We start from the raw sequence: 13566 nt of genomic DNA, 5'->3' as shown, positions 1-13566 counted from the left end.
GCCCCGTTGCTCCCGTTTCAGCGCGATGGCGCTTCCCGAAGCCCGGTATATGTTTGTTTCATTTGAGAATAAATTTTTCTCTTGACAGACGAACTTTCCAGAGACTACCTTGCCGCCTGCCTGGAAAAACTCACATCAGCCCAGGCCATTTTTTCGGTCTTACCGCAGAAAGAACCATTTCGGGAGGCGCTCGATGATTCGCAAAATCAGTTGTCTGCTCTGCATCCTTTCCGTCTTCTTCGGACCAGGAATGCTCAGCACAGTCTATGGTCAGGGAACCGCAACCGGGACCATCCTCGGCACAGTCACTGACTCCACCGGGGCCGTCCTGCCCAATGCAACCGTCGTTGTTACAAATACAGCGACAGGGATCTCCCATCAGACCCAGACCACCGCATCAGGAGACTACTCGGTTCCGGACCTGCAGCCCGGCCCCTATTCGGTGACGGTCAACGCAACCGGATTCGGTAGCCAACAGGTCAGCAATATTACCCTCGTGGTCGCGCAGCAGGCGCGCGTGAACTTTACTCTCAAGCCTGGCGCCGCCGCAGAAACCATTCAGGTCAGTGCCGGTGCTGTTGCGCTCGACACGGACACCTCGGCCGTCTCCCAGCTCGTCAGCCAGAAGCAGGTCAACCAGCTGCCCTTGAATGGCCGTAACTTCCTCAACCTGCTCTTCATCGGCGCCGGCGCCGTCCAGACCGTCGGCGAGCAAGGCCAGATGCGCCAGGGTGAAGGCAACGCCATCAGCATCAATGGCGCGCGTCCAGAATCGAACAACTACACCCTCGACGGTATGGTGAATACGGACACCGCCCTGAACACTCCGGCCGTCATTCTCTCCCAGGACGCCATTCAGGAATTCAAAGTTCAGAGCGAGACGTATTCTGCCGAATACGGCTTCAGCGCCAACCAGGTCAACATCGTCAGCAAGAGCGGCGGCAATCAGTTCCACGGTTCAGTATTTGAATTCGCGCGCAACGATGCCTTCGATGCCAGCACGCACTTTCAGCCCGTAAAACCGCGCCTGCGCCAGAACCAGTTCGGTTATGTGCTCGATGGCCCCGTCTGGGTCCCCAAGCTTTATGATGGGCGCAACCGGACCTTCTTTCTCGCCAACTATGAGGGGTGGCGCATCATCAACGGTACCAGTAATTACTACAATGTTCCGGACCCCGCGCAGGTGGCCGGCAACTTTGCCTCCTCAGGCCTGCCCGCCTTCGGCACCCCGGCCTGCACCGCTGCCTTGAACAGTAACAACGCCTGTATGCCGATTGACCCCACTACGGGCCAGCCCTTTCCTGGAAACGTCATCCCTTCCAGCCGCTTCAGCCGGCTGGCGAATGTCACGGCCAAACTCTTTCCCGCCCCGAATTCCACAAACCCTCTGGGCAACTATCACCTGAACGTGAATCTGCCCAATGACACCGACCAGCAGACCTATCGCCTTGACCAGAACCTGGGAAAACTCGGCTCTGTCTTCTTCCGCTACACCAAAGCCAACTACGGGCTGGAAACCGCCAGCACCGTTTCCATCCCCGCCGGCCTCAACATCTTTAACGAAGATTCCACCAGTTGGGAGATCTCTCACACCATCCCCCTTGGCCATAACATCATCAATAACTTCCGCGTCGGATATCTCGGCGCCACCGTCATTCAGGGCGACAGCCCCGCACCGCAGTCAGACGTGGATGCACTTGGCCTCACCGGCGTCTTCACCAACCTGCCCAATTATGCTCGCGGCTATCCCGGCATCTCGCTCCAGAATCTGAGCGGCGGTGTCGGCAGTCCCGGGAACAACCCCACCACCAGCGACATCCCCATGTGGGAATACGCCGATTCGTTCTCTCTGATTCACGGCAGCCACTCTTTCAGCATGGGCTTTGACTTCCGTACATGGGTGCAGAAGCGCGATCTTTCCACCAACTTCCTGGGCAGCTACACCTTCAACAACACCACGGTCCTGCAGAACGGCAACAATGGCACCAACAACTGCACAACCCCTTACTGTGGCACCGGCAATGCTGTGGCAGACTTTCTGCTGGGCTATTATGGCGGCGCCAGCACCTTCCAGCCCGGCCCCTTCAGCCCCACCACCGGCAATCCTGGAAACACCAACCGTTATCACTTCAAATACATCGGGCCTTACTTTCAGGACGACTGGAAGGCCACTCCCAACCTGACCCTCAATCTGGGCCTGCGCTGGGACTTCCGCACCATCCCCTTCGAGCAGGACAACAAGATGTTCTGGATTGACACCCAGAACACCGGCGGCGGTCTGTGCTTTGCCAATCAGGCCCTGCTCACCGATGGCATCGCGCCCGCCGGCAACGGCTTTTATCGCTACTGCGGACGCAACAATCCTCGCGACCCGTCGTATCTCACCTTTGCTCCGCGCATTGGCTTTGCCTATCGGCCTTCGATTGATAACAAGATGGTCGTCCGCGGCGGCTATGGCATCTTCTTTGATTCCTCGGAAACGCGCGAGATTGACGACTCTGGTGACCTCTATCCCTTTGTCATTCGCACCAGTCTGTCGCCCACCACAAACCCCAACGTTCCCAAGCTCACCAATAACCTCTTCCCTGTCACCAGCACGCTCCTGCCCGTTGCCGTCGGCTCCAATAACGGGACCACCTATCCGGCGGGCAGCCAGTTCATCGCCGTCATCATCTCAGAACACCCCATCAATCCCTACGTGCAGCAGTGGTCTCTGTCTGTTGAGCGCGAACTGGCCCCCAACACCACTCTGGAAATCAACTACGTCGGCAACAAAGGGACCCACCTGCTGGACCGCACGAACATCAACCAACCCTATCCCGCTTCGGACCCTGCGCTTTGCCAGACCAACCCCACCGCAGGGGATTGCCCGGCGCGTGCCCGTGTGCCTTATCTCAACTTCACCAACACCACCGGCACCCTCGACAGCCGCTGGGACGGCTACTCCAACTACAACGCTGGCAACGTAAAGCTGGAGCGTCGCACCAACGACCTTGCCCTGCTTGCCGTCTACACCTATGCGCGCAGCATGGACGACAAGTCCGCCGCCGCCGGCATCGGGGCCACCAACGGCTTTGCCGGGCACATGGACGACCACAATCCCAAGCTCGACTATGCCCGGTCTGATTTCGACGTAGACCATCGCTTTGTCGTCAGCTATGTGGCCAACCTGCCCATCGGAAAGGGCAAGCGCTTTCTGACCAACGCCAACAAGGCGACGGACCTCGCTCTGGGCGGATGGCAGCTTACCGGCATCGGCACCTTCCAGCGCGGCTTCCCCTTCTCTGTCATGGCCAATGACAGCTTCGGCTTGCTGGAAGCCTACAACCAGCGGGCCAATGTCGTGGGCAACCCCAACAAGGGCTTCCATAAGAGCATCAACCAGTGGTTCAATACCGCGGCCTTCTCTCAGCCCTTGGCCGGTGCCTTCGGCAACAGCGGACGCAATATCCTCCGTGACCCCGGCATCAATAACTGGGACATGGGCCTGCTCAAGAACTTCTCCTTCGGTGAAAGGGTGAACTTCCAGCTCCGTCTTGAGTCCTTCAACACCTTCAACCACACCCAATGGGGCGTCGATCCCAGCTCGCCCTCGGCGGCTGCAAGCGGACCCGGCACCGGCGCTGTCGACCGCAACGTCAACGACCAGCCCCCCAGCCCGAATACCAACTTCGGCAAAATCACATCGGCCCGGCCTGGACGCATTCTCCAGCTTGGCGGAAAAATTACCTTCTGAAGCTGGCTTCCCGGCCCACGCATCCCGTCTCCTCCGCGCGATGTGTGGGCCTTCTTCTCATTTCTGCAAGTCCTCTCTCTCCCGGTACCATAAAAAGATGGCACGTTATTTGGTCACCGGATGCGCTGGTTTTATTGGTTCCTGGATCACGCAAGCACTCGTAGAACGCGGAGAAACCGTCCGCGGCTTTGATAATTTTGAAACCGGACACCGGGAAAACCTCTCCGGATTTCTGGACCGCATCGAATTCATTGAGGGCGATTTGCGCGACCAGGCCGCCGTCGCGCGGGCCTGTCAGGGGGTCGAGATCATCTTTCACCAGGGTGCGCTGCCCTCCGTTCCCCGCTCCATCAAAGACCCCCGCACCAGCCACACCGCCAACATCGACGGCACCTTCCACGTGCTCGAAGGCGCACGCGCAGCTGGAGTCAGACGCATCCTCTACGCTGCCTCCTCCTCTGCCTATGGAAACCAGCCAGGCTTTCCGCGTGTAGAGACCATGGTGCCCATGCCCATTGCCCCTTACCCCGTCCAGAAAATGGCCGGTGAGCTCTACATGCGCAGCTATTGGCAGGTCTATGGTATTGAAACCGTCTGCCTGCGCTATTTCAACATCTTCGGTCCCCGCCAGGACCCCAACTCTCCTTACAGCGGCGTCATGGCGAAATTTGCCCTCCAGATGCTCCACGGCCAGCAGCCCACCATCTTCGGCGACGGCGAACAGGGCCGTGATTTCACCTATGTGGAAAATGCCGTTTCCGCCAATCTTCTCGCCGCCGCCGCACCTGCGGAAAAGGTGGCCGGACGTGTCTTCAATGTGGCCTGCGGCCAGCGGCACACCCTCAATCAGACCTACAAGGTCCTCGCCGAACTCACCGGCTTCCATCAGCCCCCCGTCTACGGACCGCCGCGTACCGGCGATATCCAGAACTCGCTGGCCGACATCAGCGCCGCCCGCGAGGCCTTTGGTTATGAACCTTCCATCAGTTTCGAGGAGGGGCTTCGCCGCACCGTGGAGTGGTACAGGCAGCAGCTGAAACAATGACCCCGCCCTACCTGGGCCGCCGCATCGCAGTTTCCATCCCATCAAGGAACATCTTTCCCTTTCCCTCCCGAGGGGTGTACCATTCTTCCCGGTTCCACCCTACATCTCTCTGGAGGCCGCTGTGTTGAAGCCTTTGCTCGTCTCTTCAGCGCTGCTGCTGGTTGCTCTCTTTTCTGCCGCACAGGACCAGCCATCATCGCAACAACCTTCATCGCCGTCCTCATCCGGGCCGCAGAGCAATCCCGTCAGGCCCACACCCGAGTCCCAGGCCCGCGCCAAAAAAATCTATAGCTACGATTGCGCCATGTGCCACGGCGAGAAAGGCGACGGCAAAGGCGATGTCGCCAGCGACATGAAGCTCACCCTCCGCGACTACACCAAACCCGATGCGCTCAAGGACTTCTCCGACCGCCAGCTCTACGACATCATCGAAAACGGCAAAGGCCAGATGCCCGGCGAAGGACCGCGCGCCAAGCCGGACGAAATCTGGAACCTGGTCATCTATCTGCGCTCCATGTCCAAAAAGTAGGCCGCCGGAAGATTTCCCTCACCCCGTCCCACTTTTGTTCCTGCTTGCGGCAAAATAAAAAGCATGCCGGAAGCCACAGGAATGCTGAAGACGTACACGGAGTATCTGGTCTTCCACACCAGAAAGCGGCAGGAGATCGTCCACATCACGCCGCAGCTTGAGGAAATCGTTGCCCGCAGCGGCATCCGCGATGGCTTTTGCTTTGTCTCTCCCATGCACATCACCGCCGCCGTCTATGTCAACGATCATGAGAGTGGCCTGATTGCCGACATCGAAGAGTGGCTGGAACGGCTCGCCCCCGCACGCCCCGATTACCGCCATCATCAGACCGGGGAGGACAACGCCGACGCGCACCTGAAGTCCCTGCTGCTGCACCATGAAGTCACTCTGCCCATCACCGACGGCCATCTGGACCTCGGCACCTGGCAGCGCGCCTTCTATGCCGAATTTGATGGCCAGCGCCGCAAACGCGTCATCGTGAAGCTGCTGGGAGTGGCCGGGCCAACGCGGCATTGATCGCCTCCGGCTTCAGGTCCCGCACCACAACTGCCGGAGCGCGCGCGGGCGCCGTCATGCTGGGCAGCACAATGATGTCCACACGCCGGTTCTGCGAACGCCCGTCGGCCGAATCATTGCTCGCCACCGGATGAAACTCCGCATAGCCTGAGGCTGAAAGCCGCGCCGGTGCATAGTGGTGGGCCACAATAAACATCCGGGCCAGCCGCGTCGCCCGCGCCGTCGAAAGCTCCCAGTTCGAATCAAACTGCCCGTTGTGGATCGGCACATTGTCCGTGTGCCCCTCAATGCGAATGTCATATGGCGTTGTCCGCAGCGCCTCGGCAATTTCATCCAGCGTCCTGACCGACTCCGGTTGCGGCGCCGCCGAGCCGCTCTCATAAAAACCGGCCTCGCGCAGAGAAATCACCAGCCCGTCCCGTCCAATCCGGATCGCCACCACGTGCCGCGCAATCTGGTTGGAGAGCAGCCGCTCCAGGTGCTTCTTGATGCGCTCCAGGTCTTCCCGCACCTCCGACGATGCCATCATCTGCTCGCCCATCACCACATTCATCGGAGAAACCGGCGCGTCCTGCGAAGTGGCCAGCGCTGCGGCCGCCTTGTTCTGTTCCTTCTCCGGGGACTGAAACAGCCCCAGGGACTGGAATGCCGAATTGATCGCCTGGGCCACGGCGGCCTGCTTCTTCAGGTCTGCCTTGGAACTGGCGTACATCACGACAAAAAAAGCAAACATCAACGTGATGAAGTCAGCATAGGAAACCAGCCACCGCTCGTGGTTCGGAGCATGCTTTTCGTGTTTCTGCTTCATGCCGCCTGCGTCTCCACCGCGCCTTTCTCTTTCTTCGTTTTCCTGCCCGTGGTCGGATGAAACCCCTGCAGCTTGATCTCAATCATGCGCGGGTTCATGCCCTCCAGAATCGAGATCACGCCTTCCAGCACCATCTCCTTCAACCGGCGCTCCTCGCTGATCCGGTGACGCAGCTTGCCCGCCGCCGGAAGAAAAAAGATGTTCGCGCATCCCACACCGTAAATGGTCGCCACAAAGGCCACCGCGATGCCCCGGCCCACTTCATCCATGTGGTCCAGCCGCTGCATCACCTGGATCAGCCCCATCACCGCGCCAATAATGCCAATCGTCGGCGCAAATCCTCCCGCCGACTCAAAAACCGCCGGTATGGCATCTTCGGATTCGGCCTGGTTCTCCAGGTGCAGCTCCATGATCTTGCGCAGCTCGGCCGGCTCGGTACCATCGACGGCCAGCATCAGCGCCTGCTTCAGAAATGGATCGCCAATCGAGGCCAGGTCCTGGTCCAGGGAAACAATGCCGCTGCGCCGCGCCTTGTTGGCAAAGCCCAGCAGCAGCTTCACCGTCGCCTCCGCGTCCTTGTTTTTGGCGAAGAATACCTGCGCCAGCCGCCCGAAGGCCGCTCCCACTGTGGCCAGAGGATACTGAAGCATCACCGCCCCGATGGTGCCCCCCAGCACAATCATGGCCGCCGTCGGCTGCAGAATCTGCCCGATATGCCCGCCTTCGATGAGCAGTCCGGCCAGAATTCCGGCCAGCGCCAGCAACAATCCTGTAAAGCTGCTTTTGTCCATGGTCGCGTCTCACAATTGGATGGATCTGTCCCTGCGTCTGCGCTGCAGCAGCGCTTCCTCTTCCCCGGGCGCATCTTCCAACGCCGCCTGCGCGGCCACAATCCGTAGCCCCGCGGCGCCGGACGCTGCCGTACCCATCGCCGCCGCATCGCCGCCGGCAACCCGTCTCATCACTTCGGCCAGCAGCCGCGTCCGGTATTCGGTCACGCGCCGGACCACCTCCTCGCCCGGCTCGGCCACGACAATCTTTTCGCCGTGGATCAGGGTCAGCATCGTGTCCGGAGACGACTCGACGTATTTGATCAGGTCGCTGTTCACAACCATCGGCTGCCCGTTCAATCTTGTCAGTTCAATCATGCGTGGAGGGTCCTTGTCTGTGATAAGGGGCTTATCGGCAAGGAGAGGAAAAGGTTCAAATGTGGGAGGACCGCCCGTTCTCACCCTTCTCCGGCGCACGTAGTGTGCCAAACCGGACCCGCCCCATAAAGCCCCCGTCGCCCGCGCCGATGAAGCCAGTGGGTAATCCGGGCCGCAGGAAATGCTGGCCCCCCAAATTCAAAATCAAGAGGAGCACAGCATCTATGTCACTGGGTGTCCTGAATAATATCTCCGCTGTCTATGCAGCAAACAACCTCAACCAGACGCAGCTCAACCTGCAGAAGACCCTCCAGCAGCTTTCCTCCGGTTCACGCATCAACTCCGGCGCCGATGACGCCGCCGGTCTCTCTCTGGCCAATGGCCTGCAGGCGGCCTCCACGGCCCTTTCGCAGTCAGCCAGCAACGCCAGCGAAGGCGTCGACTTCCTGCAAGTGGCCGACGGGGCCATGTCTCAGATCACCAGCCTGCTCAACCGCGCAGTAACACTGGCAACGGAGGCCTCCAACGGCACGCTGAACTCCACCCAGATCTCAGCGGCCAACTCCGAGTACCTCAACATCATCGGTGAGATCAACAACATCAACACCAACACCGAGTACAACGGCATCAAGACCTTCGGCACCACGGCCGCCATTTACACCTCCGACGGCACGACCAGCCAGCAGAACGATACCACGGCCCTGGCCCAGGTCGACTCCACAACACTTGGACTGACCTTTGCCGGCTTCACAGACCAGGCCACAGCCCAGGCGGAACTGACCAAGATCACCTCCGCCATCTCCACCATCGCCGCCGACCGCGGTACCGTCGGCGCACAGATCAACACCCTACAGGCGGTTTCCAACGTCATGAGCACCGAGTCCACCAACACACTCTCGGCGGAAAATGACGTCATGGCTACCGACTACGCCACTGCTACCTCCAACCTCTCCAAATACGAAATCCTGAGCCAGACCGGCATCAGCGCCCTGGCCCAGGCCAACAGCGCGCAGCAGCTGGTTGAAAAACTCCTCCAGTAGCCCCCCCAAAAAACAAAAGAGGCAGGGAACGCTCCCTGCCTCTTTTTTCTTCCTCGCTCCTGCTTACTTCTTCGGCGCCTTATAGCTGCTCTTGATGGTCTCACCCATGCCCTGCAGCACGCCTTTCACTTCATTCGCAAACGGACCGTTCGGGTCCAGCTCCAGATACTTCTGGTATGCTTCGGTCGTCCCCGGAGGAGCCACAATCTTGCCCGTCTTCGGGTCTACCGTCGCCTTGCTGATGAGCGCCTGCCCCTTCAAATAGTACGGAATCGGCTTGTTCGGGTCGGCGGCAATGGCCTTGTCGGCTGCTGCCACCGTGGCGTCGGTCTGCCCGGCGCGGCTCATCACAATTGCCTCGTTGCTGTAGTACATGCCGGCCTGCGTCGGATTCACCTTCGCCGCCGCCTCATAGGCAGCCTGCGCGTCCTGGATCTTGCCTTCGTTGGCCAGCACCTCGCCCAGCGAGTTGTTCGCCGCGGCCTGCACCTCCGGATTCGGCTTCTTGCTCTGGCTTTCCAGATCAATGGCCTTCTTCAGAGAGGTCTCAGCGTCGGGCCACTTCTTTTCGCCCGCCTGGGCCACGCCCAGCTCCAGCCACAGTACTGAGGCGTCCGGCTTTGCCTGCGTGTCTTTCAGCATCAGTTGCTCGGCGGCGGCAAAGTTTTTGTTGTGATTGTCATCGCGCGCCTGCTTCAGGTCCGCGTTCAGGTTTTTGATGACCGCGTTTTCCTTCATCGCTTCGGCATTTTTCTGCTTCAGCTCCTCCAATTGCTTGCGCTGTTCCGGCGTCAGCTTGGAGATATAGTCGGCGCGGGTCATATCAAAGTCCTGCTGCGTGTCCTCACCGGCCGTGATTTTTACATTCAGAAATTGGTCCAGGACCTTGTCGGCAGGAGTGTCTGGACGCCGCAGAGAAACCGTGTACGTGCCGGGGGCGATCCCGTCGCCCTTGTAATCGCCATTGGAGTCGGCCTTGAAGGTGTATTTGGCCGTCTTACCTCCATCGGTGGAAAGCGTCACAATCCCATCGGTCACCGCCACCCCTGCCGGGTCCTGAATATGGCCGTGGATTTTTCCCGTTTGCTCCTGTGCAAACACCGGCAAGCAAAAGGCAACGGCCAATGCCAGCCAGAGCTTCATCTTTCTCATGTTCCTCTCCTTGCGCCTCCTCTGGAAGCGCTTATGTTTTGAACCCTCTACTCCCTGCCTGTCCCTCTCCGGCGCACAGCGTAGGGAATGCGGTCCTGCGCTCCGGCCTCTTCAAAAGCGCGCAGCCGCAGCACACAGCTTTCACATACACCGCAGGCGGTCTCTTCGCCTGAATAGCATGACCACGTTAAATGGAGCGGCGCACCAAGTTCAAGACCGATCCGCACAATCTCCTTCTTGCGGAGATGGATGAGCGGAGTCACAATTTCGATGTCTCCCTCTTTGGTCCCCCTGCGCACAAGTTGCTGAAAGGCCTCATAATAGGCCGGACGGCAATCCGGATACCCGGAGCTGTCCTGCTCGACGGCGCCAATATAGATCCTCTGCGCCCCCAGCACTTCGGCCCAGCTCACCGCCGCGGAAAGAAAATGCGCATTGCGGAAAGGCACATAGGTCACCGGAATTTCCGCGCCAATCTGCCCATCTTCCGGGGCCTCCGGCACCCCGATCCCGGCGTCAGTCAGTGCCGATCCTCCAATCCTCCGGAAAAGGTCTGTCTTCAGATGCAGAAAATCCCGGAACCCCAGTTGCGCCGCCACCGCTTGGGCCGCCTTGAGCTCCCTGGCTTCGGTGCGCTGTCCATAGCTGAAGTGGATCGCATAAGCGTCAAAATCTCGCGCGGCCAAAGCAGCGCAGACACACGAATCCATGCCTCCGGAGAGGCTCACGACAGCTTTGGAACGGGCAGCGGACATTCTCTCTTATGGTAGCGCAACCGCGTCGTCCCGATGGCTGCCGGCGGCCCCGGAAAATCCCTGTGTTTCACGCAGAAACATCATTTACCGAGTCAAAAGCATCGGAATAGTGTTAACCAGTTTGTCAGGGGCCCGGCCCACGAAGGCCCCAAATCCAAAACACTGAGGGAAATTCTATGGTGGTCAGTTCAACTCCCCGTTCTTTTCTTTTCAAAATTGCCATGGCATGTTCTGCTTTGGCCCTGGCGGCATTTCCATCTTCAGCCTCGGCCCAGACCAGCGGTCCCGGGGTCTCCAGCTCATCGGACTACAAGGCCTATCTGACCGAAGATATTGATGGGGCCTCGCTTGCCGCTGCTCCGAATCCTGCTCCTTCCGCCTCGGCGAAGCCGCAGTACGGGCAAGGCAACTCTTACCCCTCTTACCAGAGCCGTTGGAGCCATATCGCCTTTGAAGCAGGCGGCGGGTTCAATGCTCCGGTCGGCCACACGACCAACTATGCCACCTATGGCGGCAATCTCACCCTGGGCGCAGGCTGGAACTTCAATAAATGGCTGGGCACCCTCGTCGAATATCAGTTCATGGATGACAAAATCCCCGGCCGCACTTTGGCCGCCGTCGGTGCCCCGGGTGGCAATGTGCATGTCTGGTCCTTCACCGTGGACCCCATCGTTTATCTGCCTTCCAAAGGGAGCTTCGGGGCCTACTTTACTGGTGGAGGCGGCTTCTACCGCAAGGTCACCACATTTACATCGCCCCAGGCCGTGCTCTATTGCGATTATTTCGGCTTCTGTTATGAAGGCGTCGCCAATGTCACCATCGGGCACTTCTCCAGCAATCAGGGCGGCATGAACATCGGCACAGGCTTCATATGGAAGGCCTTCGGTCCGGACAGCAACGGCAAGCTCTTTGCAGAAGTCCGCTATGTCTGGGTCGATTCGCCCTCTGCCTCTGCTACCCAGCAGGGCACCGGGAGCTTCGGAACGCTTCCTGTCACCTTTGGCGTGCGCTGGTAATCCCGGCGGATTCCGAAATCAAAAAGGGCGGACCTGGTTTCCGCCCTTTGCTGTTTACCAAGCGATCCCCAGCTGCCTCAGCCGCAGCAACCCTCCGCAAAGCACCGCCAGCGGCGGAACCACCGTCAGCACCAGCAAATAGAGGATGGGCTGCCGGTCCTTCATCTGCACCGCAGAGAAGGCGCTGAACAGCAGCACCACCAATGCCAGCATCAGCGTATGAACAATCGGATTGCCCGCCGAGAGCCGCGCGGTCACATAACCGCCCGTAAGCGAGGCGGCCAGACCCACGCCCACGTTCATGGCCATGGCAAAGGGGTCGGCAGGCGTCTTCTCCTCCAGCCCAGGAAAGGTCCGCTTCACCACTGCCGCCACAATTCCGGAAAGCCCCACAACGGTCACAAAACCGGACAAAATTACAAAGAAAGACTGCGCAATCTCCTTCATCGGCTGCGCATTTCCTTTTCTACCGCCTCGGCCTCTTTAGGAAGCGCGCAGGTCAGGCACTCCAGCGTGCCGTCCTGCTTTACATAGAACACATCTTCAATCCGCACCCCCAGCTTTTCTTCTGGAATGTAAATCCCCGGCTCGATGGTAAAGACCATCCCTTTCTGGATGGGCTGCGAGTAGTCATAGGGATCATGCACGTCAATCCCTACCGAATGTCCGATACCGTGGATAAAGTACTTGCCCAACGGGTCGCCGTGCAGGTCCTTGCCATGGGCATTCATGTAGTTCCACGCAATCGTATCGAGTGAGTCCGGATATTTGTGCTGCGGATCATTGATGCGGGATTTCCCGGCCACAAAGGCCTCCATCGCTGCCCTCTGCGCCCCCAGCACAATGTCGTAAATCTCACGCTGCCGCGCGCTGAAGTGTCCGTTGACTGGCAGCGTGCGCGTAATGTCTGAGGCATACATGGAATACTCGCCGGCTGCATCCACCACCACCACATCACCCGCCTGCATCGTCTGGCTGTTTTCAGCGTAGTGCAGCTCCGTCGATTTCTCCCCTGATCCCACAATCGGCGCATAGGAGGGCCGTTCACATCCGTTCTCCATGAGCTTTTCGAGGATGATGCCGGCCACGGTACGTTCTCTCTGGCCCGGATGCACGGCCTTCATCATCGCCAGCTGCGCCTGTACAGAAGCATCAGCGGCCTTCCGGAGCAGCATCAGCTCATCGGCATCTTTGACCGCCCGCAGCTCCGCCACCGCTCCGCGCACGTCCTTCATCGGAGGAGCATGTTCCATCCCCAGCGTGGCTGCCGTCCAGGCCAGCAGCGATTTTGCCTGCTCCGTCTCCGGCTCAGACCAAACGCGATACATCATCGTTCGGTCCCCCGCCGCAATCTGGTTCAGGATCACCGCAAGGTCGCTCATCGGCCTTACCTCATCCACCCCTGTCAGCCGCGGAGCATCTGGAGAGGCCGCATCCAGCTTTCTGCCCGTAAACAGCTCCATGCGCAGATTGCGCGTGGGCAAAAACATCACTTCGCGGTAAGCACGCGCAGGCCGTGTTCCCTGCGCCGCTGCCGGGGCCTCAATCAACAGTGCGGCGCCCGGCTCGTTCCATCCGGTCAGATAGTAGAAGTCCGAATCCTGCCGATACGGCATGAAATCCAGCAGCGGTTCTTCCCCGGCAAACAGCACGGCCACTCCGCCATTCAGTTTGCCTGCCAGAGCAGCACGGCGCGCGTGATAGTCCGCACCTGAGGAACGATCAAGAGCGCTTCCTGCGGCGCTCCAGCAAAGAACAACACACAGAACGGCCAGTATGGGGCGAGATAGCTTCATGACTAGTCAGTGTAACCTGCCGCCG

Annotated in this window: 13 protein-coding genes; 6 read left to right on the top strand and 7 right to left on the bottom strand. The window is 59.5% G+C overall.

Annotated features, from left to right (window positions below; genetic code table 11):
* Positions 1 to 193 precede the first annotated feature (193 nt).
* From N655_RS0110375 to N655_RS0110360, 4 genes are all read left to right on the top strand, one after another.
* Positions 194 to 3736 carry a TonB-dependent receptor gene (locus N655_RS0110375; protein ID WP_026442940.1) on the top strand — a complete coding sequence of 1181 codons (3543 nt, stop codon included), beginning with the start codon at positions 194 to 196 and terminating at the stop codon, positions 3734 to 3736.
* Positions 3737 to 3833: 97 nt separating this feature from the next.
* A complete protein-coding gene (locus tag N655_RS0110370) occupies positions 3834 to 4781 on the top strand; it encodes an SDR family oxidoreductase (protein ID WP_026442939.1) in 948 nt (315 codons plus the stop codon).
* Positions 4782 to 4905: 124 nt separating this feature from the next.
* Positions 4906 to 5310 (top strand): c-type cytochrome, encoded by a 405-nt coding sequence (locus tag N655_RS18360; protein WP_044934435.1) that lies wholly within the window; start codon positions 4906 to 4908, stop codon positions 5308 to 5310.
* A gap of 63 nt (positions 5311 to 5373) precedes the next feature.
* Entirely contained in the window at positions 5374 to 5826 is a 453-nt protein-coding gene (locus tag N655_RS0110360) for a secondary thiamine-phosphate synthase enzyme YjbQ (RefSeq protein WP_238324674.1), read from the top strand.
* Here the strand turns inward: N655_RS0110360 and N655_RS18355 are convergent.
* From N655_RS18355 to N655_RS20095, 3 genes are read right to left on the bottom strand one after another with little or no spacing between them, the layout of a single operon-like run.
* Positions 5783 to 6634, bottom strand: coding sequence for a flagellar motor protein MotB (locus N655_RS18355; protein ID WP_069955821.1), 852 nt, complete (start codon positions 6632 to 6634; stop codon positions 5783 to 5785). The genes N655_RS0110360 and N655_RS18355 overlap by 44 nt on opposite strands.
* The gene (locus N655_RS0110350; protein WP_026442937.1) at positions 6631 to 7425 is read right to left on the bottom strand and encodes a flagellar motor protein; all 795 of its coding nucleotides are present in this window, start codon (positions 7423 to 7425) and stop codon (positions 6631 to 6633) included. The genes N655_RS18355 and N655_RS0110350 overlap by 4 nt, the downstream gene beginning before the upstream one ends.
* Positions 7426 to 7434: 9 nt before the next feature.
* The gene (locus N655_RS20095; protein WP_069955820.1) at positions 7435 to 7866 is read right to left on the bottom strand and encodes a flagellar FlbD family protein; all 432 of its coding nucleotides are present in this window, start codon (positions 7864 to 7866) and stop codon (positions 7435 to 7437) included.
* Positions 7867 to 8006: 140 nt separating this feature from the next.
* Between N655_RS20095 and N655_RS0110340 the strand changes: the two genes are divergently transcribed.
* Complete coding sequence (locus tag N655_RS0110340; RefSeq protein ID WP_026442936.1) at positions 8007 to 8822, top strand: flagellin; 816 nt, start codon at positions 8007 to 8009, stop codon at positions 8820 to 8822.
* A gap of 63 nt (positions 8823 to 8885) precedes the next feature.
* Here N655_RS0110340 and N655_RS0110335 read toward each other — a convergent pair whose 3' ends face one another.
* On the bottom strand, positions 8886 to 9974 hold the full coding sequence (locus tag N655_RS0110335) for a carboxypeptidase regulatory-like domain-containing protein (RefSeq protein WP_026442935.1): 1089 nt from the start codon (positions 9972 to 9974) through the stop codon (positions 8886 to 8888).
* A 47-nt stretch (positions 9975 to 10021) separates the two neighbouring features.
* Positions 10022 to 10729 (bottom strand): 7-cyano-7-deazaguanine synthase QueC, encoded by a 708-nt coding sequence (queC, locus tag N655_RS0110330; RefSeq protein ID WP_026442934.1) that lies wholly within the window; start codon positions 10727 to 10729, stop codon positions 10022 to 10024.
* Positions 10730 to 10950: 221 nt separating this feature from the next.
* Here queC and N655_RS0110325 point away from each other — a divergent pair, with 221 nt between their 5' ends.
* Positions 10951 to 11745, top strand: a complete 795-nt coding sequence (locus tag N655_RS0110325) for a hypothetical protein (RefSeq protein WP_155987565.1) — start codon at positions 10951 to 10953, stop codon at positions 11743 to 11745.
* 54 nt (positions 11746 to 11799) lie between these two features.
* Here N655_RS0110325 and N655_RS0110320 read toward each other — a convergent pair whose 3' ends face one another.
* Both N655_RS0110320 and N655_RS0110315 read right to left on the bottom strand, forming a co-directional pair.
* The gene (locus tag N655_RS0110320; protein WP_026442932.1) at positions 11800 to 12192 is read right to left on the bottom strand and encodes a hypothetical protein; all 393 of its coding nucleotides are present in this window, start codon (positions 12190 to 12192) and stop codon (positions 11800 to 11802) included.
* A complete protein-coding gene (locus N655_RS0110315) occupies positions 12189 to 13541 on the bottom strand; it encodes an aminopeptidase P N-terminal domain-containing protein (protein WP_026442931.1) in 1353 nt (450 codons plus the stop codon). Before N655_RS0110315 ends, N655_RS0110320 begins: the two co-directional genes overlap by 4 nt.
* Positions 13542 to 13566: the final 25 nt, after the last annotated feature.

This window comes from Pseudacidobacterium ailaaui, from assembly GCF_000688455.1.
In the GTDB taxonomy this organism is placed as follows: Bacteria; Acidobacteriota; Terriglobia; order Terriglobales; family Acidobacteriaceae; genus Pseudacidobacterium; species Pseudacidobacterium ailaaui.
This window is presented reverse-complemented; position numbering and strand designations above follow the sequence as displayed.

Bases quoted from the DNA above. Each gene is read 5' to 3' on its own strand.
- N655_RS0110375 (WP_026442940.1), top strand. From the start codon at position 194: ATGATTCGCAAAATCAGTTGTCTGCTCTGCATCCTTTCCGTCTTCTTC.
- N655_RS0110370 (WP_026442939.1), top strand. From the start codon at position 3,834: ATGGCACGTTATTTGGTCACCGGATGCGCTGGTTTTATTGGTTCCTGG.
- N655_RS0110360 (WP_238324674.1), top strand. From the start codon at position 5,374: ATGCCGGAAGCCACAGGAATGCTGAAGACGTACACGGAGTATCTGGTC.
- N655_RS18355 (WP_069955821.1), bottom strand. From the start codon at position 6,634: ATGAAGCAGAAACACGAAAAGCATGCTCCGAACCACGAGCGGTGGCTG.
- N655_RS0110350 (WP_026442937.1), bottom strand. From the start codon at position 7,425: ATGGACAAAAGCAGCTTTACAGGATTGTTGCTGGCGCTGGCCGGAATT.
- N655_RS0110340 (WP_026442936.1), top strand. From the start codon at position 8,007: ATGTCACTGGGTGTCCTGAATAATATCTCCGCTGTCTATGCAGCAAAC.
- N655_RS0110335 (WP_026442935.1), bottom strand. From the start codon at position 9,974: ATGAGAAAGATGAAGCTCTGGCTGGCATTGGCCGTTGCCTTTTGCTTG.
- queC (WP_026442934.1), bottom strand. From the start codon at position 10,729: ATGTCCGCTGCCCGTTCCAAAGCTGTCGTGAGCCTCTCCGGAGGCATG.
- N655_RS0110325 (WP_155987565.1), top strand. From the start codon at position 10,951: ATGGCATGTTCTGCTTTGGCCCTGGCGGCATTTCCATCTTCAGCCTCG.
- N655_RS0110320 (WP_026442932.1), bottom strand. From the start codon at position 12,192: ATGAAGGAGATTGCGCAGTCTTTCTTTGTAATTTTGTCCGGTTTTGTG.
- N655_RS0110315 (WP_026442931.1), bottom strand. From the start codon at position 13,541: ATGAAGCTATCTCGCCCCATACTGGCCGTTCTGTGTGTTGTTCTTTGC.